Raw genomic sequence first — 24,019 nt, forward strand, 5'->3', positions numbered from 1 at the left:
GACTTCACGACCCGCTATTGCCAGAAGCGCACATTCCACGATGTGGCCACCGAACGTGCAGCGCATCCGGTTCGAGTACTAAATAGCGCGAGACCGGTGAGTACAGCATGAAGTTAGTTGGCTGGTCTTAGAGATCGCGCCAATAGGTGTGCAACATCCGCAGTAAGTATTAATGACAGCGTAATTAACCACGTCAGGCACGTCATTAAGCAGTGAAGCAGGCACGGACAGTGTTAAACAAGGTTTGTCTAGAACCGTTTACACAAGAAGGTCACGTGCCTGCCCTACCATCTTCCATCATCGAGCCTCTCTGGCGCCAATTCGAAGCGTTGATCCCAGATCGGAACGTAACCCATCCACTGGGCTGCCACAAGCCACGGATCAGCGACCGGATCATCTTCGACAAACTCATCCAAGTCCTCGTCCTGGGCGCGGCCTACGAGAAAATCAGCGACACGACCTGCTCGGCCACCACCATCCGACGGCGCCGCGACGAATGGATCACCGCAGGGATCTTCCGCGAACTGGAGCAGATCTGCCTGGAATCCTACGACCGGATCATTGGACTGGACCTAGAGAATCTCGTCATCGACGGATGTCTGGTCAAAGCGCCGTGCGGCGGTGAAGCCGCCGGAAAATCCCCGGTAGACCGCGGCAAGCAAGGCACCAAACGCTCGCTGATGACCGACGGGAAAGGCATCCCGGTCGGCTGCATCACCGCAGGCGCGAACCGGCACGATTCCCCGTTGCTACGCCCCACGCTCGAACGCCTTTCCCGTTTCGGCTACCAGCTGCCAGAGCAGATTACCGTGCATCTGGATGCTGGATATGACAGCCGTAAAACACGGGAGCTGCTTACCGAGCTGGGTTGTGATTGGGAGATCAGTACCAAGGGCGAACCCTTGCAGGCCGGGGTCCGCTGGGTGGTGGAACGAACCAATTCGTGGCACAACCGGGGGTTCAAGAAATTGGCGATCTGCACCGAGCGCAAGGTCCGGGTCATTGACGCGTTGATCAGCCTCGCGAACAGTGTCATCGTGATCCGCAGGCTGATCGGGGAAGCGTGGGCGACCCATCGGTGGGATACGAGGCCTAATCGAAAGCCTTAAGAATCGTTTGTCCCCTATTGGCGCGATCTCTTAGCTAGTGAGTTCAGCGAGTAACTGCTCATTAAACGGAGTCCACGCATCAACGGCCCACTGGCCAAAGTTCTTATCGGTCAAGGTCACGCAAGCTAGCCGGTGTTCTGGATCCACCCACAGGAAAGTCCCGGACTGACCAAAATGGCCAAAGGTCGTAGCAGGATGATTAGCTCCGGTCCAATGTGGCTTCTTGGTGGAACGAATCTCGAAACCTAGACCCCAATCGTTAGGATTCTGACGTCCATACCCAGGCAGGATCCCAGCCAGATTCTCAAAATGAACGCGCGTTGCATCGTTCAAAGTCTGCAGAGCAATGAGGGTTGGGTTCAGCAGTTCAGCGGCAAACTTCGCTAAGTCTGCTGCGGTGGATCGTCCGTCTTTGGCGCAGCTACCAGCGATCGTAGTTTGGCTCATGCCCAAAGGCTCAAAAACAGCCTCACGAGCGTAGTCGGCCATACTGATCCCAGTTTGCGCCTCTAGATGTTCGGCGAGCTTCTCAAAACCAGTATTCGAGTAACCGCGCTTGGTACCAACAGCAAAGCGAATGGTTTCTGAATCGAAGTCGTAACCGGCGGTGTGCGCCAGTAGGTGATGAACGGTGGAACCTTCAGGCCCGGCGTGTTCATCAAGACTGATGGCTTCTTCTTCCAGAGCTATCAAGAAGGTGTAGGCACTGAGCAGCTTCGTTACTGAAGCCAATGGGTATACCCGGCCCGTATCGCCGTGCTGGTCAACGATGGATCCTTCGCCGTTGATAACAACGGATACGGCGTTATCGGATGGCCATTGCTCGATCTGGCTCAGAATGCTCATGAAATGATCTATCCCTCGATATTTCTTGACGGTATATGCGAGCAGAATCAGAAAAACCTAAGCACGCTTCGCTAGAATTGCGTGAAGGATTGAGTGTTACTACCCAAACCAACCATAGCGATCTGACCCAAACATAGGAACTTAACGCCGTGCATCTAAAGACTCTCACCGTTCGCGGCTTTAAGTCTTTTGCGTCGGCAACAACCTTTGACTTTGAGCCAGGTGTTACCGCGGTGGTTGGTCCCAACGGTTCAGGTAAGTCCAACGTGGTGGACGCACTTGCTTGGGTTATGGGTGAGCAGGGCGCCAAGACACTGCGTGGCGGCAAGATGGAAGACGTCATCTTTGCGGGCACTACCGGGCGGGCCCCGTTGGGTCGAGCCCACGTGTCTTTGACCATCGATAACTCAGATGGCCAGCTACCAATCGACTATGCAGAAGTCACCATCTCTCGTACGCTCTTCCGTGCCGGTGGCTCAGAGTACGCCATCAACGGAAATTCCTGCCGCCTGCTTGATATACAAGAACTCCTCTCCGACTCCGGCCTAGGCCGAGAGATGCACGTCATCGTTGGACAGGGCCAGCTGGACAAGATTCTGCATGCAACGGCCGAGGATCGCCGTGGCTTCATTGAAGAAGCTGCCGGTGTACTCAAGCACCGTCGCAGGAAAGAAAAAACCCTTCGTAAGCTTCAGGCGATGCAGGGAAATCTTGACCGTCTAGAAGATCTCAACGCGGAAGTCCGCCGTCAGTTGGCGCCATTGGGGCGCCAAGCTAAGATTGCTCGCCGTGCACAAACCGTCCAGCATGATGTGCGTGATGCAAAATCGCGTCTGCTCGCTGATGACTTGGTATCGCTGAACAATAAGCTTGCTCAAGACATTGATGATGAGTCGCAGATTCAGGCTCAGCAGCAAGAAGCAGCTTCACGCCTTGAACGCGTCAAGAAGCACATCAACGAGTTGAGCACCGAGCTTGAAGATGTGGCCCCACGCCTAGGGAAAATTCAAGACACGTGGGTGGCTCTGAGTACCCAGGCTGAACGTTATCGTTCGCTAGCTGCCCTGGCACGGGAACGAAGCAAGCTGCTGGAAAGCAACGAGACTCATTTTGATTCAAGCCGAGACCCAGAACGCTTAGAAGCTCAAGCCCAACGGGTGAGCGAAGAACTCGAAGAGCTAGAAGAAGCCGTAGAAGACCGCCACGAGATTCTTGCCGAAGCGGTCGAAGCCAAGGAACAGGCTGAAGAAGAATCGCGCGCGGAACAGCAGCGCATGGCTGCAATGCTTCGCGCCGCCGCGGACCGTCGCGAAGGAATCTCTCGTCTTGCTTCTCAGGTAGCCTCCGCTCGTAGCCGTGTGGACGTCACCCGAGCAGAGATTGTGCGACTTCAGGAAAGTATTCAGTCCTTTGACTCTGGCCTTGAACTTGATCAGCGGTCCCATGATGAAGTCTCCGTGGACCTCAATGTGCAGCTAGCCGGCGAAGCTGAACTAAACGATGCCTTTGAAACCGCGGATCATGAGTATTCAGAACTATCGCAAGCACAACTTTCAGATGCGCATCGAGAACGTGAGCTTTCGGTTCGCGTCTCTGGTCTGCGCTCGCGCCTCGAAGCGCTGAAGCTCAATACCAAACCGGATGATCAGTCCTCCCGGTTACTGCGTGATTCCTCTGAAATCTTGCTTGGACGCCTCGGTGAGCTGATGACCGTGAACGCCGGCTACGAGCAGGCCGTCGCTGCAATCTTGCGCGATAACGCGGAGTCCTTGGTAGCAACGGATATTCACAGTGCACAGCAGCTGATTGAACAGTTGCAGGCGGATGAGGCTAGCGCAGTATTCCTGCATGCAGTTAATCCTGAAGCAGCTAAGACAACACCAAAGATTGCCAGTGCTATCAGTGCCCGCGAGGTAGTGGGCGGTCCAGAAAATCTGACCGCCCTGCTAGATAACTTGTTCGCCGGTCATTATGTGATTGAAGAGCTGAGCCAAGCTGCTGAGATATTGAAAGAGAACCCAACGGCTCAACTGACCACCCTAGAGGGGGCAACACTCTCCGCACTACGCAGTTCGGTCGGTGACTCTTCAGGTGCTTCGCTGATTGCTCAGCAGGCCATGGTGGAACAAACCGAAACCGAACTCACCGAATGCCAAGAAGAACTGGCACGAGTTGAAGAACAAATCGCTGAACGCTCCCCAATCCTCTCCGTAGCACAACAGGGCCGAGAAGACGCACTGGGAGCACTGGGCGAATCGGATGCCACCATTGATGAGCTCAGTTCGTACCTTGCCCGTCTGGGCCAGAAGCTGCGTAGTGCACAAGAAGACAAGCAAAAGCTCGTTGAACGCCTTGAAGCCTCAAGGGAAAAGCTTGAAATTGAGCAGGAATCTCTTGAAGAGATCACCGAGCGCATGGAACTTGCCTCTACTGACCAAGAGGAAGAAACCATCGATGATGTAGCACGCGCGGCATTAGCCGATGCTGCCGCGTCCGCTCGCCAGCAGGAACTCGAAGCTCGGCTAGCGCTTCGAAGCAGTGAAGAGCGCGTCACCGCACTACGCTCACGCATTGAAGGACTACGCCGTACCGCTGCAGCTGAAAGAAATCACCGCGAAGTTGCTGCGCGCCGGGCCGAACAACGTCAGGCGCAGGCCGCAAACGCGGCACGTATTGAAAAGGCCGCTGAACGAGTTCTGCGTTTTATTGAAGTCTCGGTTTCCATGGCCGGCCAAGAACGCGAAGAACTGTCCGCGAAGAAGGCCGAACTTGATGAATTGCTCAGCAGCCAGCGCACCGAAGCTGAACAGCTCTCCACCGAACTAGCTCGTCTAGCCGACGCGGTACATCGAGACGAGATGGCCCGTGCTGAGTTGCGATTGCGCATTGAGAATCTAGAGACCAAGGCATTAGAAGAGCTAGGGTTCACCCCGGACCACCTCATTGCTCACTTTGGCCCAGATCAGTTGATTCCAGAAGCTATCGATGAAGACGACAAATGGGGATCACTGCGTCAAAATGTCGATGAAGATGGTAATCCAATCGGCACCAAACCTTTTGATCGTGTTGAGCAAGAGAAGCGTTTGAAAAAAGCTGAACGAGACCTCTCCGCACTGGGCAAGGTTAACCCGTTAGCGCTTGAAGAGTTCGCAGCGCTCGAAGAACGTCACAACTTCCTCTCTGGACAGCTAGAAGATCTCAAGAAGTCACGTGGAGACCTAGAACAGATCATCGCTGACGTTGACGCGCACGTAGAGCTCGTCTTTACCGAGGCGTACAACGATACTGCCGTTCAGTTCAAACGTATCTTTGACCGACTCTTCCCTGGGGGAGAAGGACAACTAGTTCTCACTGACCCTGAGCACATGCTTACCACCGGTATTGAAGTAGAAGCACGTCCTGCCGGTAAGAAGATCAAACGGCTGTCCTTGCTATCGGGCGGTGAGCGCTCATTGACTGCGGTGGCCCTGTTGGTAGCGATCTTCAAGGCTCGCCCTTCACCGTTCTATGTCATGGACGAGGTGGAAGCTGCCCTTGACGATATGAACCTGGGACGCCTGATCACCATCTTTGAAGAGTTGCGTGAATCTTCTCAGCTCATCGTGATCACTCACCAGAAGAAGACCATGGAAATCGCTGACGCTTTGTATGGCGTGACCATGAGAGGCGATGGCGTCACTACCGTGATCAGTCAGAAGATGGACCGCGCTGTTTCTTCGTAGCGGGTAAATCTCGTGTTCTGTCTGGATGCCGTGTACAAGCTAGATCAACAATCAGCTCGTGACCGCTAGCTTCTTTTTGGCCACGGCCGCTTGTACTGCCACAAGGCGCTTCTTCGAACGTTGATGTTTAGGTGCTAAGCGCACTGCCTCACGCATGGATGTCTGGGCGGCGTCCAAATTTCCGGCCTTCACCAGACATTCGCCCAATCTCAGATGAAATGCGGAAGTCTTAGGCGCAAGCTCAACCGCTCGCTCCATTGCGCTCGCCGAACGTTCATAGTCGTCTTGTGCGGCGAAGACGTAGCTGAGCCGAACCAGATAGTGGGAATTATCCGGCGCAAGCGTGATGGCTTGTTGCACCGACTTTTCTGCACCAACAAAGTCTTCAGCTTGCAGCTGCCACTCGCCTAAACGCAGGTGATACTCAGCCCGGTCAGGTGCAATAACGAGCGCCTGTTTCATTGCATCGATAGCGTCCACCCAATGTTCCTGAGCGGCGTAGGCATAGCTCAATCGAACGTGAGCAGCTGCGACTTTCGGATCAATCTTGATTGCCCTACTGATCGAGGCCTGAGCTTCCTTGGCTCTGTCGGCTTGTAGCAGCAGTACACCCAAACGCAGGTGGAAGTCGGCTTTGGAAGGGGAAATCTTGATGGCTCGTCGAATGGCCCTGATGGCGTCCGATATGCGGCCCTGGTTCTCAAAAATCTGACTGAGCCGAACGTGCGCCTTGGCCAACGCTGGTTCTCTGCTTAATGCCTGTTCGAAGGCTGTCTTTGCCTCATCGTAGTTTTCGGCCTTGAACAATAACTCACCGAGCTTATAGGGGAGTCGTGCAAGTTTTGTATTCAGCGTGACCGCGGTTCGTAAGCTATAGATCGCTTCAGTTAGATAGCCTTCGCGATTGAGTACGGCAGCCTGAGACTCATACGGATAGTGCGTGAGCGCAGTCTGGGTCTTCACGACTTCACGGAACTGGTCCACGTTGAATTCCTCGTGAGCAATTTCGCTGACGAGTCGTTTCAGTTTGTAGGTGTCGTTGAGGAAAAACGACACGGGGTGTCCGCCATATTCGAGGGGAACCATTGTTCCGGCGGTCATTCGTTCAATGCAGCGTGCGTGTTCCACATCGATGGTGTCTGGGCAGTAGAAAACGTAGCCTTTGGAATCCTTACATTCGCCAGTCCGGATGTAGTTGTGCGTGAAGTCAAGGATCTGTCCTTCGTCGCCCCACCTGTCGTCATCGACTTCGCCACCCTCAGCAATGTCGTACAGAGGGGAGAGGGCAATGAAGTATTTGGCGCCGAGTTTAGGTGCAAGACTAATCGCCGCCATACCTCCCATGCTTCCGCCGTAGGTGATTACGGTGGTTCCTTTGGCGCGATCCTTGATGAGCCTGATGACTTCTTCGATTTCATCGGTCTGATACCAATGATTTCTACTACGCTTAACCAAAAATTCATTTAAACCTAGTTGCGCAAATATACCGCGACCATATCCGTTTTCAAACGGGCTTGGCTCAACCGCACTGATGTATTTGTTTCTTGCCTCAAAAGTGACGATTGATATGGGAAAACCCCGTCGTGGTAGTCCACCGCAAGGTCTTCGCCGACAACTAGTTTTTCATGATTAATGGCATTCTTTTGCACAGATAAAACCTTAGCTGTGCGGCGCTGAATCGTTCAACATATTAAGGGGATTGGAGGGGCGTAGGATGTACCCAGAACTATTTTTCTCAGTTCGTGCAAGATGTGTCCCTAGTTACCGTTAGGTAGTCGACGAAGTGGTGGGTATGGCCAATCTGGCTTACCGTTACCAAATCGTAACCGTACTGATCAGACTGGATTTACTATCTAGTGAGTCCGCCTCGCAAATCGTGTGTATCTGTATATAATTAGGGTAGACATACACTGAACCTAATCGGGTTCTGAAATTTGGGAATTTGATGGCGCTGTTTAGAAAACGTAGCAAAACTACTGGTGACAAAGCTCTTCAGGAGGCCGTAGCCCCAGAGCCGACGATCTCGGAGCCGCAAAAGACTGTTACTCCCGAGCCGCAGGCACCAGCGGCCGAAGCGACGGTAGCGCCGGACGAAAACATTGAGCCCGCAAAGCCTGAGGGTATTTTTGTCAGCGTCGTCATCCCTGTTTACAACTCGATGCCATATTTGACCGAGCTGCTCAATTCGCTAGAGCTTCAGGATCTGGACAAGAGCCTGTACGAGGTTATTGCCGTCAACGATGGTTCCACCGATTTTGGTGGAGAAATCTTGGACGTCTACGCCAAGCGCAATGAGAACTTCACCGTGGTCCATCAGGAGAACAGTGGCTGGCCAGGCAAGCCCCGCAACGTTGGAACTGCCTTGGCTAAGGGCGAGTATGTCTTCTACGCTGACTCCGACGATACGTTGGGTACCGAAGCGTTGCGCCGTATGCGCGACTTCGCGCTGGAGCACGACGTTGACGTGCTTGCACCCAAGCTGGTTCCAGTAGGCGGCCGCGTCATTCGAACCTCGCTGTTCTCTTCGACCCAGGTTGACGTGCCACTGGAGTCCATCTTTGCGACCTTGATGCCACAGAAGCTGATCCGTCGTCAGATGATCCTCGACAATGATCTGCGCTTCGCTGAAGAAAAGGTCCGCCTGGAAGACGGCATGGTTCTAGCCGGCTGCTACCTGCACGCAAAACGTGTAAGCGTTCTTGCCGACTACGAGTACTACTACATTCGTGAACGTGGCGACGGCAACAACATCAGCGCCCAGCCATTTGAGCCCCATGGCTACGTGCAGTCCATGACTCACATCAGCAATACCATTCGCGATAACACCAAGGATGATCCCGAACTGGGTCGTCGATTGATCGCCGGGTTGTTCAAGCGCAAGGGCCTGAAGTTCTTCGTTGGAGAACGCTTCTTGAAGTACCGCGATGCACGTGCCAAGTTGTGGATGACGGCCTTTGGCCCCTATGTGCAGGAATTCCTGTCCGAACGCACCAACGAAGTGCTCAATGACCAGGACACTGCTAAGGCAAATGCGATCATCGCTGGGGATCACGATGAGCTCAAGCGTCTGGCCGCTTTGGATGAACAGGTCGCAGTTCGCCCAGAACTGACCAAGTCTGCAAACAAGAGTGATCACTTCGAACTGCAGTTTGTGGTTCCGACTCTTGGGCCTACGCCGCGCGCTGTCTACGTTGACGAACGAGAAACTGATCGTCGATTGGAATTCCCGGTTACCGAACAGGGTGCTGGAAAGTATGTTGCTCTGCTTCCATACGCAGCACTTTCGGCGCAGTCCCTGGCCATCACCGATGTTCACGTGAAGTATGACCATGCGGAGACCCGTCGAGTGCGCGTTCCCGCCAACGTCAAGGAAACTAGCTTTGCAGGTGTTCGGGTCTACCGAACTGTCAATGGTGCGTTGAGCATTGACCTACGTAAAGCCAAGTGGGCGTAAACAGCCTCGTTAGAGCAAAATAATGGCGCCACTACCCAATTATGGTAGTGGCGCCATTACTGATTTAACGTAGCCCGATTATCGTCTGGCTCTTATTTTGTGGTGTCGGTGTTCTGCGAACCAACGGTGTCTGTTTCATCGCTAATGGCCACCGGCCGGATGGTCCGGGGAACAAAGGACCAGCCGATCAGACCAACCAGAGCGACCAGGGCAGAGACCCCGAATGCGATTTCATAGTTGAACGCATCGGCGAGGAAACCTGCGAGCAGTGGGCCGATAATGGCACCCAGATCCTGACTCATCTGGAAGCCGGCCAGTGCCTTACCGCCGTTACGGCCGGTTCCAATCACGTCGGAGATTGATGCCTGCTGAGCTGGGCCAAGAATGCCACCGCCAAATCCGGCGAAGATTGAGCAGATGATAAATCCTGCGGCACTGGTGAATACACCCATCGAGCCGATGGACACCAGCAACAAAGTTAGGCCAACCATGACAGGGATCTTGCGCCCCACCACGTCTGTGAGTTTTCCGGAGAAAAGAAGCGCGAGGCCATTGCCGATAGCGAACAAAGCCATCGAGAAACCAGCAACGGTGGTTCCTAAGCCTTGACCAAATACTGCTAAAGCAAACAGCGGGATCATGCTGTTGCGAATACCGAAGGCTAACCATCCATAGCTGAAGCCAGAGAAGAGGGCCGCACGGTACGCAGGTGAAATCAACGCCTCACGGGTGGTGACCACCTCGATGGCTGCACGGGTCTTCTTCGGATCTTCGGCGTCACGATCCAGATCTCGGCGACGTCCCAACGCGAAGTACACCACGGCTGCAGCGGCAACCAGCGCGGTGCCGTAAATGAAGAAGGGCACCCGCATACCCAGAGGTGCCAGCACGCTACCGAGCACCGGTCCGGCGACGTTGCCCAGCAGGAACGCTCCTGCGTACAAACCTGAGATTCGACCGCGAGATGCCTCGGGGGAGAGTCGAGCGATGAGGGCCATGGCTGAAATGGTGAACATGGTCGAGCCAAAGCCACCCAGTCCGCGGGCAATCAACAGCTGAGTGTAGTTCTGCACAAATCCACACAGCAGTGTCGAGAGCGCAACCAAGAGCACACCGGTGACATAAATGCGCGGTTCACCAAGCTTGCCTACCAAGGCACCAGCCACGGGTGCGAAGATCAGTCGAGTGAAGGCAAAAATGCTCACAATGACACTGGCTGCCGCTGCGCCCACATCAAAACTAACTGCGTACTGCGGCAGGATCGGTGCGATCAGGCCAAAGCCCAGCGCGATGATAAAGGCCGCCACCAGAAGGACTCCGATTTCCCGGGGGATCGGGGCACGTGCCTTGGTATTGCGAGTGAAAAACTTGTTCATTGCCGATGGTCTGAGTCAGCTCAGACCTGCCAGCCTTTCTGCGGAGCAGTGAGTTGGGTCAGTAACTGACTAAGTCTATGTTCTCCACCTTGCATAAGACATCGCTAGAAGAGTGCTTTCTGCGACATCACAAGGCGTGGTAACTCACAGAAGGTGTGAGACGATTTAACCTGTGTCTGATTCGCTTACATTAACCATCATCATTGTCGCGGTTGTTGCCGTGGTGGCCATTGGCATCATCGCCTTTGTCACCAAGGGTCGCAAGCCGAAGACTCCATATACTTCCGAGCGCGATGCTGACGACAGTTCAGCTGGTCAAGGCGAGGATGGCTCTACCGTTACGACGGAAGGTGCCACCGATACTGCCATTGCTGTTGAGGAACCAGTTTTCCCAGCAGCGCCAAAGCTTGATGTACCCGAGCCAGTTCAGGGTCGTCTTGCGCGGTTGCGTGCTCGACTGACCAAGTCCAACAACATGTTCTCTAAGGGTCTTTTGGCCCTGCTCAGCCAAGACACCATCGATGAGGATGTCTGGGACGAGATCGAAGAGAACCTGCTCATGGCAGACCTCGGAACCGAACCAGCCATGGAGCTTGTTGACGCATTGCGTGAACGAGTGAAGATCGAGGGCAGCAAGGATCCTGTTCGGGTCAAGGCGATGCTTCGCGAGGAGCTACTCAAGTTAGTAGATCCAAGCCTGGATCGCAGCTACCTGCCTGAACCTCATGCTGACCGCCCAAGCATCATTATGGTTGTAGGCGTCAACGGCGTCGGCAAAACCACCACCATCGGCAAGATGGCCCGCGTATTTGTTGCAGACGACAAAGACGTGTTGCTCGGTGCTGCCGATACCTTCCGTGCAGCAGCTGCTGAACAGCTGGCTACCTGGGGTGACCGCGTAGGTGTTCCCACGGTACGTGCCGATATTGATGGTGCTGACCCAGCGTCGGTTGCTTTTGAAGCCGTTAGTGCCGGTATCGATCAAGAAGTCGATATTGTCATGATCGATACCGCCGGTCGCTTGCAGAACAAGGTCGGCCTGATGGACGAGCTGGGCAAGATCAAGCGCGTGGTTGAAAAGAAAGCCACCATTGACGAAGTCCTGCTAGTACTCGATGCAACCACCGGACAGAACGGTCTCCAACAGGCCAAGGTGTTCTCGGAAGTTGTCAACGTTACCGGCATCGTACTGACCAAGCTCGACGGTACCGCCAAGGGTGGAATCGTCGTTGCTATCCAGCGTCAGCTTGGTGTTCCAGTGAAGCTAGTTGGTCTGGGCGAAGGCCCGGATGACCTTGCTCCATTCAACCCAGAAGATTTTGTGGACGCGCTGCTCGAAGGCTAAGCGAACCAAAAAATCTGTACAACTGTGGCCCCGCCTTTTGGCGGGGCCACAGTTGTCTGCGCTGACCGTCCAAGGCATCTCAAAGATAACAATTACGTCTCAGCGCTCCGTGCGCCAGGCACCGTGGCGCGATGGTTACTGGGAGAACGTGTCAATAAATAATAAACACGTCGCGAATACCTGCAAGTGGTTCACGTTATTACTTGAGGGGCGCGAGGCACTTCATTGCATGGACAACCTTCGGTGCATTCGAGTTTCATAGGGCACGTGGGAACTTAAAATATAAAGAGTTGATAAAACGCTTGTGGGTCCATCTTTTGGGCTCTATTCTTCAATTGAGGTAACCTCCCGGGCATTCCTTGCCCGGAATCATCACTCGCACCTTTCGGATAGAAGATGAGGTCAAGGTCCGATGCACATGGCACAACTCAAACTTCGGTATGCGCTTGTCGCAAGCCTTGGAATCATGTCACTCTTTGTCACGCCTCTAGTGGCCGTGGGCGCCAACGCGTCAGTTCAATCGCAAGCAGTCCAGATATCACTAAGTCCCTACGATCCTGAGAACGCTCCGCCGTCAAAGTACATCAAAAAAGTAACCGAGACGAAGACCACGGAAAACCTGAATCTCAGGAAGTCTCCCTCGACCAGTGCTGCATCTCTTGGTGTCATGCCTAAAGGGACCATCGTTAAACTGACCGGTCAGAAATCTGGCACCTGGAGCCAACTTACGTGGGGGTCCAAGACCGGTTGGTCGGCAACCCAGTATCTGAGCACACGAACTTACTTGAAGGATGACTCGGTCCGGTACATGACTAGGTACTCAGGTATCTACTCCACCGCAGCGCGTACCAAGCGAATTGGTTCGGTGAACCTTCGCACTGAGGTAAGTCTGCTGGAGGTTAGCGGAACCAGTTCTCATATCAAGACTGCGTACTATCACGGTTGGGTCGATTCCAAGAATGTGGTTCGCACCCGTCCGGCAAAGCAGTATCGATACGTTCAAAAAAGCGGCAGCATCTACTCGACAATGAATCCAAAAACCGATGCCTATCTGGGCCGGATTCACCATGCTGAAAAGTATGAGTACCGTCGTTGGGATGCAGCAAACCGACGTGATGAGATCTACGTCAACGGTCGCTGGGTCTGGACCAGCACCACCAATCGCGACTATGTGACCCCGCAATACCGGTACGCACAGCGCAACGGATCGGTCTACAGCGCCGCATCAAAGACCAATTCGAAAGTGGTAGGCACCATTACCAGAGGCACCCGTGTTCGTTGGGGTGCTTGGGACTCTGCTAATCGTCGCGATGAAATCAATCTTAATGGCAAATGGGTCTGGTCCTCGGTTACCGACCGCAACAAGCCGGCTCCAATCATTCCTCCCGCCGTGGACGTCAAGAACTACGCCCGTTTCAGCACCATGGGGTCGACCTTGCGAAAGAATCCGATCTCCGGCTCTGCTTCCGTTGGCAGCATCAAAAAGGGTTGGAAAGTTGTTGTCACGCACAAGGCCGAAGGTGGATGGGTGCATATTAATGCTGGCTCCATCTCTGGTTGGATCAAGGAATCGGGGAACCTGCGAAAGCACGGACCATATTCTGTAGCCGTCTACGGCACCTTGCGTACCGGACAATCTGCTTACAACGTCATGGGCGGGTTCCAGCAAAAGGTCAAGGACCAGCGGTTAGCCAACTCGTCCCTGTACCAATTGTGGAATAGGAATTGGACCTTCCTTACCAATGGTCCAAAAACCGTTGTGGCCGAGCAATTCCAATATTCGGATTCGGCCGGTCCAGGCATGCTGAGGAAGCTTGATATCTACGAAGGTCAGTTGAAGTACCAAGGCAAGCCGATGTACACCAGGCAAAATGTTCCGCTCACCGACGGATCTGAGTCGTGGACGTACAAGACAACATCGTTCTCGGAGCAAGTGGTCAAGAATTCGGGCCGCTACATTTCCTCCGGCGACTTCCTGAAGCGTTCATAGAAAAGGGGACCGGACAATGAACACGCTTAATGAACAGAAGAATCCGTCCAACAGCCCAAAGCGCAAAGTCGCGCTGGCTGTAGGTTCCACTATCGCGGTGGCTGCAGTCTCGGTAGGGCTCATCATGAGCACCAACTACTATTCTGCCCAGGCAGGGCCGACCTCCCAGAAGTTGCAGGACGACTTGGCAGACGTAGCCAAGACCGATGCGGAAACTGGAGAGGACGTCCACGTTGATACCCAAGCCCAGGTCATCAAAAACTTAGGCCAGGCAGGAAAGCTCACGATGGATGGGGCAACCAAACCATCTTTTGAAGTGACCGTGCACAGCGTGAAGGTTCTAGATACCTGCACACTGCGTGGCTTCGGTGAAAAGATCGCACCAGAGCACAAGAAGTTCCTGTTGTTGGATGTCAGCGCCAAGCTCGCGGAATCAGCCGAAAAGGTAGTCAAGGAAGACATTGCACTGATGCCATTGGACGCCTCGGCTTTCGGCGTCTCACCGGGGGAGAACCGCACTGTTGTTTATGATCTGAATACCGTTGCGGCATTCTCTTGTGATGTGGATGATGCCTTAGATATCGCAGTCGGAGCAGGGGATGAAATTCGAGGCAAGGTCATTCTCGACTCTCCGTACGCAACCGGTGAGGTTGTTTACGACCCAGACAAGACCGGCGGATGGACCTGGAGCTACTGAGGTCATTTCATAACAAACAAGGCGCTTGGCTTCCACTGTCGTGGAAGTTAGGCGCCTTGTTTGCTCTACGGCAGTGTTTTGCTTTCTTACTTGCAGACGTATTGCGACACGCCCAAGGTCCTTCCGGGGCGAGGCCTACGCGAATCAGCGCGTCAGTCGGTGGGCAGTTGAGGAATATCCCAAGTCAAACGACAGGTAAACAAGAACTGGGCGAAATGTGAACCGACCCTAGAAGCGAAGCAGCGAAGGGATTTTCAGAAATCAACCAGAATTTCCGGTAATTATTGAATGCGAGCAACGGCGTTTGAACTCCATGGATGCCTGCTCCGTAAGCTAAACCAGCCGGTAAAGGATCCACCACGACGTGTCGTCAAATCAAGACTTGCCCATGCCTTTAAAAAAGGATCCTAAACCCGCGGGATTTCGCTCTGATATCCAGGGGTTACGTGCCATTGCCGTAGGCATTGTAGTGCTCTATCACTTCTGGAGTCACTACCTCCCAGGTGGTTTTGTTGGTGTAGACGTCTTCTTCGTCATCTCAGGGTTCCTGATCACCTCCCACCTGATCGCCAAGCCACCAAAGAACATTGTTGATGTCGGCCGATTCTGGATGCGGCGCGTCAAGCGACTGCTCCCGGCCTCGTTCCTAGTCATTTTCTTTAGCGTGCTGGGTATTTGGATCTTCGCCCCGCAAACGGTCTGGCAGGACTGGGGTCTGCAAGCACTTGCAGCGACGTTCTACTTCCAGAACTGGTTCCTGGCATTAACCAAAGTTGATTACCTTGCTGAAGGTGACGCGCCAAGCCCCTTCCAGCACTTCTGGTCACTCTCGGCTGAAGAACAGTTCTACTTCGTCTGGCCGGTACTCATCGGCCTGCTAGTTTTCACAGCATTGAAGTACAAGAAGCAGATCAAGCACATTGTTCTGGCAGGCGTTGGCCTAGTATTCGTTCTGTCCATCGCCTATTCGCTCTACGCCACGGCAACAGACCCGGGCGCTGCCTACTTCTCAACCTTCACCCGAGTTTGGGAATTCGCAGCCGGAGCATTGGTCGCCGCACTCGGGGCAAAGGCTCACGCCGCCAAGAATGATCTAGCTAGCTTGATCGGATCATGGGGCGGAATCCTCGCAATCGCCTTTAGCGCTTTTGCCTTTACCGGTGACATGCCATTCCCGGGCTACATCGCAGCCATTCCGGTGTTCGGTACTGCATTAGTCTTGCTGTGCAATTCAACGCACAAGTATTCCCCAAATATCTTCTTGAGCACTAAGCTCTTTCAGTTCTTCGGCGATAATTCCTACGCCATCTACCTCTGGCATTGGCCGTTGCTGGTCCTAGTGCCGTTTGTGGTTGACGACTTCAAATGGCCTCAAAAGTTTGCTGCCCTTGCGCTGACTTTAATCCTGTCGGTCTTGACGCAGAAGCTCGTTGAAGTTCGCTTCAAAAAGTTCATTGAGACTTCTGCACTTCTCACCGCTCCACGCTTCCTCGCCGCAGGCAGCCTGGTCCTTGCCCTATTTGCTGGCGCCTTCTACATGAACAGCGTCAATGTTGCAGATGAGGCCCAGGACATCAATAAAGCAAAGGCACAAGTTGAGAAAACAGTCGGTGAAGATTGCCTCGGCGCATCAGCATTGAGCGATAAATGCTCGTTGCCTAATGCCGCGCAAACGCCAGACCAAGAGATCGCCCCTGCGCCCGTAGCCGCAAAAACCGATAAGCCTGTGCTGTACAAGGACGATTGCTTCGCCAGCCAAGTCACCGACTTCAAAGAGCGCCCGGTCTGCAGCTACGGTAAGGGCAAGATCAAAGTTGCCTTGGTTGGTAACTCGCATGCCGGCCAGTGGTATCCAGCAATCAACCGCATTGCCAAAGAGCACGGCTGGCAAGTTGATACCTACGTAGCCAACCGTTGCGCCATCATGGGCGAAGGTCAGCGATTTGATGATGAAGCCAGCGTGCAAGGTTGCGAAGATCTAGGGGACTGGGTCACCGGTCAGATCAAGAAGAAAGACTATGACCTAGTCATCTCTTCCAACCGCCAGTCCGAGCCTCTTGCAGGACATACGATGGAAAGTTCTGAAGCCCCCGCCACAGAGGCCTATGAGAAGATCCTGAGCCAATGGTCCGACACCGGGGCTGAAGTAGCGGTCATCCGTGACACTGCGTGGCCTGGAGCCACGCTAGAAAATGCGCCTGACTGTGTTGCCGAAAACTCTGACGATCTTGATGAATGCAACGGCAAGGCCGAAGACTGGATCCCGATGGATCCACAGGCTGATGCCGCGAAGGCGCTGAAGGATCCAAACATCGGCGAGGTCGACATGAACGATCAGCTGTGCAAGGACGAGAAGTGCTACACCGTCATCGGCGGAATTTTGGCCTATTGGGATCACTCCCATCTCAGTGCTACCTACGCCGCGTCGCTTTCGGGCACTTTGGATTCGCGTCTACAAAAGGCTGTGGGATCTTCCAAGCTGTTTCCAACGTCTTAGGAACGCAACAACAACTTAACTGAATAATCAAAGCTGCCACCGGTCCCGGACCGGTGGCAGCTTTGTCTGTGCGGAGACATCCGATAAAGCCAAAGTGTCCCTACCCACTGTCATGATCAGCAGTACCTGGATGCAATTGGGGGATCCGGGAACTCGCACCCACGAAATGGAGTAGGACCATGAAGAGGTTCTCATTGGCAGCGGTCGCTGTCGCTGTCGTTTTTTCCTTGAGCGCTTGTGGAGTTTCAAAAGAAGACTTTGAAGCTGCCCAGGCATCCGCTGCGTCCTTGGACTCACAGAAGCAAGCACTGGAAGCTGAACTTGCTGATACCAAGACCACCTTGGCAACGGTTCAAGACGAAGCGGACACCTTGCGCACCGCTGAGGAAGAACGCGTCGCAGAGCAAGAGGCTGAAGCATCTCGCAAAGCCGAAGAAAAAGAAGCCAAAGAAGCTGCCGAGAAAGCTCAGAAGGAGCAAGAGAACAAGGCAAAAAAGATCAGCAAGCGTGAACTTGATCAGATTGTGAAGAATCCAGATTCTCACATCGGTGAAAACGTCATCTTCTACGCGCGGATCACCCAGTTCGATTCCGGTACCGGACCGTGCATGTTCCGTGCAGAGCTGAGCAACGTTTTGGTGGGCAAATACGACTACGAACACAACGCGTTGTTCGCCGCTGGTGATGGAGTTTCCGAGTGCGCCGAGCTAGATGATTATGTGGCTGAGGATCTGGTGAAGGTCACCGCCACCGTGACCGGTTCACTGACCTATGACACCACTATTGGCGGCTCCACTACCGTGCCGAAGTTCCAGGTAGTGAAGATTAAGCGCTCCTAAAGACGGTGTGAATTCACAAAGGTTCGGGTCAGTCCTCGATTCAGGGGTGCTGACCCGGACCTTTTTCGCCCGTATTTAACCTCGTGGTGAAAGAGGGGAAACAGGCTCGAAACATAGCAGAGAACTAAACGTTACTTAAAGGGGTGACTTGATACACACGCGAAACGAATCCGCGAGTATATCGAAACATCAGTGGCGAAGAATGGAGTCAACACCGGGCCAAGAACACCGTTCTCCTGCAGTAGGGCCCGACTCGCCACCGATACACCGATACACCTTGAGGGGATGTGATCCAGATGGAGTTGGACGTTGCCAGCTTATGGATCCTGATAGCAGCCGCACTTGTACTGATGATGACACCAGCACTTGGAATTTTCTACGGCGGTATGACTCGTTCTACCGGCGTAGTGAACATGATGCTGATGAGCTTTTCTGCAGCAGCGATCACCGCAGTAGTTTGGGTACTTTGGGGGTACTCGTTCTCCGCAGGTGAGCCAACCATCGCAGGCATCGTGGGAAATCCAATCAGCGATTTCGCTATGCACAACACCGCAGAAGCGGATCTGCTTGCTGCCGGCTTCTCCGGCACCTTCGCCATGATTTCGGTGGCCATTATCTCCGGCGCAATCGCCGACCGCGCTCGCTTTGCTCCATGGCTCTTCTTCATCCCACTGTGGGTCACCCTGGTTTACGCACCGGTGGCCTTCTGGGTATGGGGTGGCGGTCTTCTCTCCGCTGATGGCGCACTGGGCAAGATCTTCGGTGAAGCAATTGACTTCGCCGGTGGCGCAGTAGTTCACACCAACGCAGGTATCGCAGCTCTTGTACTCGCACTGAAGCTCGGCCAGCGTCACAACTTCCACGATCGTCCACAGCCACACAACACCCCACTGGTCATGCTCGGCGCTGGCCTGCTGTGGTTCGGTTGGTTCGGGTTCAACGCTGGTGCAGCCACCACCGTTGAGCAGGCTGGTTTGATCTGGATCAATACTTTCGCTGCCCCTGGTGCAGCAGTTCTAGGTTGGGTCCTCATCGAGAAGCTGCGCGGAGAACGTGCAAGCTCGGTAGGTGTCGCTTCCGGTCTGGTCGCTGGTTTGGTAGCCATCACTCCTTCGTGTGCAGACCTGGCCCCATGGGCTGCATTGGTTCTTGGCCTAGTGGCAGGTGCCGGTTCGGCTTGGGCAGTAAACCTCAAATGGAAGCTTGGCTATGATGACTCACTCGACGTGGTCGGCGTTCACCTGGTCTCCGGTATCATCGGCACCTTATTCCTTGGCTTCTTCGCACTGCCAACCGAGGAAAGTGCTGGTGGCCTGTTCTACGGTGGCGGACTATCGCAGCTGGTTGCACAGTTCGTAACCCTGGCCGTAGTCATGATCTTCTCGGCCGTGATGACCTGGATCATCGCAACAGTCATTGGAAAGTTCAGCCCATGGCGAGTATCGGCAGATATTGAAATCGCCGGTATCGACGCCGCAGAACACAACGACGCTGGATACCAGCTGGCTTCCAAGTAACGAGGTGGAATCTGAAAAATAACATGAACAAAATCAAGGGGTAGGACACCGGTTACGGTGTCCGGGAAACCGCCGGTGGGCCATGCAGCCACCGGCGGTTTTCTTTTACCCTTGGAGCGCAGCAAGCAAACGCACAACCAGTATTGGTGTGGAGCTGGTTAGATGCAGCCTCGATTCTTGATATTCTTATAAGTCGAGTCCTGTGCGTTTTTTATACGCACCACAAGACCTATCGAAAGAAGTGCCCGGCACGTGTTTAATTCACTTTCCGATCGCCTGACAGCAACCTTCAAAAACCTGCGCGGCAAGGGCCGCCTGACCGAAGCAGACATTGACGGTACCGTCCGCGAAATCCGTCGCGCCCTGCTCGACGCTGACGTTGCCGTCTCGGTGGTCCGCGCCTTTGTGGCCCAGGTGAAAGAACGTGCACTGGGCATCGAGGTCTCCGAATCTCTGAACCCAGGCCAGCAGGTCGTCAAGATCGTCAACGAAGAACTTGTTGGCATCCTCGGTGGCGAAACTCGCCGTCTGAACTTGGCCAAGAACCCTCCAACGGTGATCATGCTCGCCGGTCTACAAGGTGCTGGTAAGACCACCCTGGCCGGTAAGTTGGCTAAGCACCTGAAGTCTGAGGGTCACACCCCGATGCTGGTGGCCTGTGACCTCCAGCGTCCAAACGCCGTAAAGCAGCTACAGATCAACGGTGAACGCGCCGGTGTACCTGTTTATGCACCGCACCCGGGTGTCTCCTCGGAATTTGATACTCCAACCGGTGACCCGGTAGTAGTAGCCCGCGACGGTATCGCTGAAGCCAAGGCTAAGCTGCACGACGTAGTCATCGTGGATACCGCCGGCCGTTTGGGTGTTGACACCGAAATGATGGCCCAGGCTGCGAACATTCGCGCTGCCATCAACCCGGACGAAGTCCTCTTTGTTATCGATGCGATGATCGGTCAAGACGCGGTCAACACCGCGCAGGCCTTCCATGAAGGCGTCGACTTCACTGGTGTCGTTCTTTCTAAGCTGGATGGCGATGCCCGTGGTGGTGCCGCACTGTCGGTAGCATCGGTGACCGGTAAGCCAGTGATGTTCGCATCCACCGGTGAAAACCTGGACGACTTCGAGATCTTCCACCCAGATCGTATGGCTTCACGCATTCTGGACATGGGCGACGTCATGACGCTCATCGAACAGGCTGAGAAGAACTGGGACAAGGGCGAAGCCGAGCGTATGGCGAAGAAGTTCGCCGACCAGGAAGACTTCACCCTGGATGACTTCCTTCTTCAGATGGCCCAGATCAAGAAGATGGGCTCGATGAAGAAGCTGCTGGGCATGATGCCCGGTGCACAGATTTCTCGTCAGCAGCTTGAACAGTTTGATGAGCGCCAGATCGACCGTGTCGAAGCCATCGTTCGTTCGATGACCCAGCACGAACGTGTGGCTCCAAAGATCATCAACGGTTCACGCCGTGCACGTATTGCTAAGGGTTCCGGCGTTACGGTGTCCGAGGTGAACCAGATGCTTGAACGCTTCACCGAAGCGCAGAAGATGATGAAGAAGATGGCCGCCGGTGGCGGTATTCCTGGTATGCCAGGTGCCGGTAAGGGCGCAGCTCGCAAGTCAAAGGCCAAGGGCAAGGGCAAAAAGCAGCAGAAGTTCGGTAACCCAGCCAAGGCTGCACAGGCCGAGTTGGAAGCTCAGAACAAGAAGCCAGCAGCACCTTCGGGTGCCGCGTTTGGTCAGAACGCCAATGCGGACTTCGACCCATCAAGCTTGAACCTGCCTGCAGGCTTCGAGAAGTACTTGGGTAAGTAAGCACTATCGCGTAGAAAGGACCTGCACCAATCGTCAGTAGACGATTGGTGCAGGTCCTTTCTCATCTCATACCAGCGAGTCCTTTCAGCCAGTTGGTATCGGTTGCACCGAATGCACCGTAGGATGAGGCCATGGGGTACTCTCCCCATATTTTGGAAGCGATTAATGCTTCCGGCAAGGCGGCACATCATGTCCGACAAGTCACCACGCAAGGGCGAAGCGAAGAAGCCCACCAAATCCATCAAGGAAAAGCGCGCCGAGAAGCGGCTGAAGGGTACTGATTCCATCAGCGACCCGGTACGTAAGACTGCTAAATAAAATACAACTTTCCGCGTTTCCACCATGCGCTGAGTATGGTCTAGCGATCTGACAGCCAAGAGCCCAAGCATCATCGGTCAATGACCATCGATGCAAGGGCTCTTGCTGTATCCAGGCCAAGCAGGTTGCCGTCCGAACAGAACCCAACTTTTCGAATCCCACGTCAAGTGGCGGAGCGCAAGGGCTTCGGCTGGCTGATAGGCAGAAGTCTTGGAGCTGTTCTTCAGCGAGGTAACTAGAATTGACAGTAGCTAACCATTGCACAGATGAAAGGGATCAGACTTCGTGGATTCTTCAGAGTTCAACTACCTCAACCTTGAGTTCATTTTTATGGGTGATAAGCCGGATGCCGTTCAGGCTGTGCGCAGCGTTTTGGCCGACCGTCGTCTGCTCGGATTCATTGGCGGAGCTATCGAGCGAGAGAAAGCCACCGAAGTATTGGCTGAGGTTGCCACCGTCAGCGAAGCACGCGACGCGGTCCTCTACCGCATTGATGCCAATGGCAAACTGCGTGAGGGTTCCCGAGTGACCAAGCTTGTCCATGAGCTGAAGAACTCCACCGGTGCCAACTACGTTTTGGTTGATGGTGAAGAAATTGATGGTCCCACTCCGGATGAAGACATTCTCGGTGAACTTGGCTCCACCAACGAGTTGCTTCATGGTGCCACCCTCAAGGCTTCGGAACTAGTTTTGGCTGCCGGGTTTGAGGATAACCAGATCACCGTATGGAACAGTGAAGCCGGACTCATGGCCATGCCTACGTATCCAGTCTTTGCTCCTGGTATCTCTCGAAGCAACCGTCCGTTCTTGTCGCTTACGCGCACCGGTAACGTCATCATGGCCACCATAGAAGCCAAACGTGCCCGCAAGGATCTTTTTGCTCCAGCCCTGACCATGGTGCTGGACCTGGAACGACAGGTGATTCTTGATCCAGGTGCTGAGTCGCCGGCTGCAACCCGGTTGGCAGAATTAGATGCGTTGTTGCGTGGTATCGACGACGAAGTTATTGAGTTGATTGACCAGTTGCTCAGTGATGACGCCCAGCGTCAGGAAGCATTAACACTGCTGCGCAACCCCACGGACGTGGCTAGCCTCAAGCGTTTTGTGGCCCTGTTCGGGTTCGACCCGCGCAGCGTGGACTACCTCACCGGCCGTCCCATCCCTGAAGACCGTCGGATTATTGCCACTGGCGGTCCGTTCAGAAGCCTGCGCGCTGCACTGAGCGAGCAAGAGCGCGAAGCCACCGGTATTTCACGGGTACTTTTCCGCGGTGGATGGAACCCCAAAGCGCTGATGGCCTCCGGCGCCTTGGTTCTTGCCTCGGGCGCCGCTGCACACGCGGTTATGGCCAATAGTCAGAAATTTGCTTGGCTACCCAAGCCCGCACGTCAACTATTGATTTCCGCTTGGTATGCCGACGGCGCGTTCTACCTGGGCAAGGGAGTCGTTGACGCGTTCAAAGAAAAGAATAAATTCTAAGAGATCGCGCCAATAGGGGACAAACGATTCTTAAGGCTTTCGATTAGGCCTCGTATCCCACCGATGGGTCGCCCACGCTTCCCCGATCAGCCTGCGGATCACGATGACACTGTTCGCGAGGCTGATCAACGCGTCAATGACCCGGACCTTGCGCTCGGTGCAGATCGCCAATTTCTTGAACCCCCGGTTGTGCCACGAATTGGTTCGTTCCACCACCCAGCGGACCCCGGCCTGCAAGGGTTCGCCCTTGGTACTGATCTCCCAATCACAACCCAGCTCGGTAAGCAGCTCCCGTGTTTTACGGCTGTCATATCCAGCATCCAGATGCACGGTAATCTGCTCTGGCAGCTGGTAGCCGAAACGGGAAAGGCGTTCGAGCGTGGGGCGTAGCAACGGGGAATCGTGCCGGTTCGCGCCTGCGGTGATGCAGCCGACCGGGATGCCTTTCCCGTCGGTCATCAGCGAGCGTTTGGTGCCTTGCTTGCCGCGGTCTACCGGGGATTTTCCGGCGGCTTCACCGCCGCACGGCGCTTTGACCAGACATCCGTCGATGACGAGATTCTCTAGGTCCAGTCCAATGATCCGGTCGTAGGATTCCAGGCAGATCTGCTCCAGTTCGCGGAAGATCCCTGCGGTGATCCATTCGTCGCGGCGCCGTCGGATGGTGGTGGCCGAGCAGGTCGTGTCGCTGATTTTCTCGTAGGCCGCGCCCAGGACGAGGACTTGGATGAGTTTGTCGAAGATGATCCGGTCGCTGATCCGTGGCTTGTGGCAGCCCAGTGGATGGGTTACGTTCCGATCTGGGATCAACGCTTCGAATTGGCGCCAGAGAGGCTCGATGATGGAAGATGGTAGGGCAGGCACGTGACCTTCTTGTGTAAACGGTTCTAGACAAACCTTGTTTAACACTGTCCGTGCCTGCTTCACTGCTTAATGACGTGCCTGACGTGGTTAATTACGCTGTCATTAATACTTACTGCGGATGTTGCACACCTATTGGCGCGATCTCTAAGCT

At 54.4% G+C, this 24,019-nt stretch carries 17 protein-coding genes and 1 pseudogene; 13 read left to right on the forward strand and 5 right to left on the reverse strand.

Annotated elements, in window-relative coordinates; genetic code table 11:
- The first annotated feature begins 275 nt into the window (after positions 1-275).
- Positions 276-1,109: an IS5 family transposase gene (locus ACT3RW_RS07060; protein WP_444613281.1), complete on the forward strand. Its 834-nt coding sequence runs from the start codon at positions 276-278 to the stop codon at positions 1,107-1,109.
- A gap of 30 nt (positions 1,110-1,139) precedes the next feature.
- On the opposite strand, the gene ACT3RW_RS07065 is transcribed toward ACT3RW_RS07060, so the two are convergent.
- Positions 1,140-1,955, reverse strand: coding sequence for a serine hydrolase domain-containing protein (locus tag ACT3RW_RS07065; RefSeq protein ID WP_262197882.1), 816 nt, complete (start codon positions 1,953-1,955; stop codon positions 1,140-1,142).
- A gap of 149 nt (positions 1,956-2,104) precedes the next feature.
- On the opposite strand from ACT3RW_RS07065, the gene smc reads away from it, so the two are divergent.
- On the forward strand, positions 2,105-5,677 hold the full coding sequence (gene smc / locus ACT3RW_RS07070; RefSeq protein ID WP_444613282.1) for a chromosome segregation protein SMC: 3,573 nt from the start codon (positions 2,105-2,107) through the stop codon (positions 5,675-5,677).
- Positions 5,678-5,728: 51 nt separating this feature from the next.
- Here smc and ACT3RW_RS07075 read toward each other — a convergent pair whose 3' ends face one another.
- A complete protein-coding gene (locus tag ACT3RW_RS07075; RefSeq protein ID WP_444613283.1) occupies positions 5,729-7,132 on the reverse strand; it encodes a tetratricopeptide repeat protein in 1,404 nt (467 codons plus the stop codon).
- 14 nt (positions 7,133-7,146) lie between these two features.
- The gene (locus ACT3RW_RS07080; protein ID WP_444613284.1) at positions 7,147-7,326 is read right to left on the reverse strand and encodes a hypothetical protein; all 180 of its coding nucleotides are present in this window, start codon (positions 7,324-7,326) and stop codon (positions 7,147-7,149) included.
- 296 nt (positions 7,327-7,622) lie between these two features.
- Here ACT3RW_RS07080 and ACT3RW_RS07085 point away from each other — a divergent pair, with 296 nt between their 5' ends.
- A complete protein-coding gene (locus tag ACT3RW_RS07085; RefSeq protein WP_444613285.1) occupies positions 7,623-9,131 on the forward strand; it encodes a glycosyltransferase family 2 protein in 1,509 nt (502 codons plus the stop codon).
- 92 nt (positions 9,132-9,223) lie between these two features.
- On the opposite strand, the gene ACT3RW_RS07090 is transcribed toward ACT3RW_RS07085, so the two are convergent.
- Positions 9,224-10,507, reverse strand: coding sequence for an MFS transporter (locus ACT3RW_RS07090; RefSeq protein WP_444613286.1), 1,284 nt, complete (start codon positions 10,505-10,507; stop codon positions 9,224-9,226).
- 172 nt (positions 10,508-10,679) lie between these two features.
- On the opposite strand from ACT3RW_RS07090, the gene ftsY reads away from it, so the two are divergent.
- The 10 genes and pseudogenes from ftsY (at position 10,680) to ACT3RW_RS07140 (ending at position 23,004) form a co-directional block, all read left to right on the forward strand.
- Complete coding sequence (ftsY, locus tag ACT3RW_RS07095) at positions 10,680-11,852, forward strand: signal recognition particle-docking protein FtsY (protein ID WP_131088056.1); 1,173 nt, start codon at positions 10,680-10,682, stop codon at positions 11,850-11,852.
- 466 nt (positions 11,853-12,318) lie between these two features.
- A pseudogene (locus tag ACT3RW_RS07100) lies at positions 12,319-12,612 on the forward strand (SH3 domain-containing protein); the annotation flags it as partial.
- A 267-nt stretch (positions 12,613-12,879) separates the two neighbouring features.
- Positions 12,880-13,842, forward strand: a complete 963-nt coding sequence (locus ACT3RW_RS07105) for a gamma-glutamylcyclotransferase (RefSeq protein ID WP_444614625.1) — start codon at positions 12,880-12,882, stop codon at positions 13,840-13,842.
- Between the two features lie 16 nt (positions 13,843-13,858).
- A complete protein-coding gene (locus ACT3RW_RS07110) occupies positions 13,859-14,539 on the forward strand; it encodes a hypothetical protein (protein WP_444613287.1) in 681 nt (226 codons plus the stop codon).
- A gap of 388 nt (positions 14,540-14,927) precedes the next feature.
- Positions 14,928-17,036 carry an acyltransferase family protein gene (locus ACT3RW_RS07115; protein ID WP_444613288.1) on the forward strand — a complete coding sequence of 703 codons (2,109 nt, stop codon included), beginning with the start codon at positions 14,928-14,930 and terminating at the stop codon, positions 17,034-17,036.
- Positions 17,037-17,215: 179 nt separating this feature from the next.
- On the forward strand, positions 17,216-17,875 hold the full coding sequence (locus tag ACT3RW_RS07120) for a hypothetical protein (RefSeq protein ID WP_131088061.1): 660 nt from the start codon (positions 17,216-17,218) through the stop codon (positions 17,873-17,875).
- Positions 17,876-18,171: 296 nt separating this feature from the next.
- Positions 18,172-19,392 carry an ammonium transporter gene (locus ACT3RW_RS07125; protein WP_131088062.1) on the forward strand — a complete coding sequence of 407 codons (1,221 nt, stop codon included), beginning with the start codon at positions 18,172-18,174 and terminating at the stop codon, positions 19,390-19,392.
- A gap of 252 nt (positions 19,393-19,644) precedes the next feature.
- Positions 19,645-21,207 (forward strand): signal recognition particle protein, encoded by a 1,563-nt coding sequence (gene ffh / locus ACT3RW_RS07130; protein WP_444613289.1) that lies wholly within the window; start codon positions 19,645-19,647, stop codon positions 21,205-21,207.
- A gap of 189 nt (positions 21,208-21,396) precedes the next feature.
- A complete protein-coding gene (locus tag ACT3RW_RS07135; protein WP_262197871.1) occupies positions 21,397-21,525 on the forward strand; it encodes a hypothetical protein in 129 nt (42 codons plus the stop codon).
- A 285-nt stretch (positions 21,526-21,810) separates the two neighbouring features.
- Positions 21,811-23,004, forward strand: coding sequence for a hypothetical protein (locus ACT3RW_RS07140; protein ID WP_444613290.1), 1,194 nt, complete (start codon positions 21,811-21,813; stop codon positions 23,002-23,004).
- Positions 23,005-23,034: 30 nt separating this feature from the next.
- Here the strand turns inward: ACT3RW_RS07140 and ACT3RW_RS07145 are convergent, their stop codons facing one another.
- A complete protein-coding gene (locus ACT3RW_RS07145; protein ID WP_444613281.1) occupies positions 23,035-23,868 on the reverse strand; it encodes an IS5 family transposase in 834 nt (277 codons plus the stop codon).
- Positions 23,869-24,019 lie beyond the last annotated feature (151 nt).

It is taken from the genome of Glutamicibacter sp. AOP5-A2-18 (assembly GCF_052446055.1).
Classification (GTDB): Bacteria; Actinomycetota; Actinomycetes; order Actinomycetales; family Micrococcaceae; genus Glutamicibacter.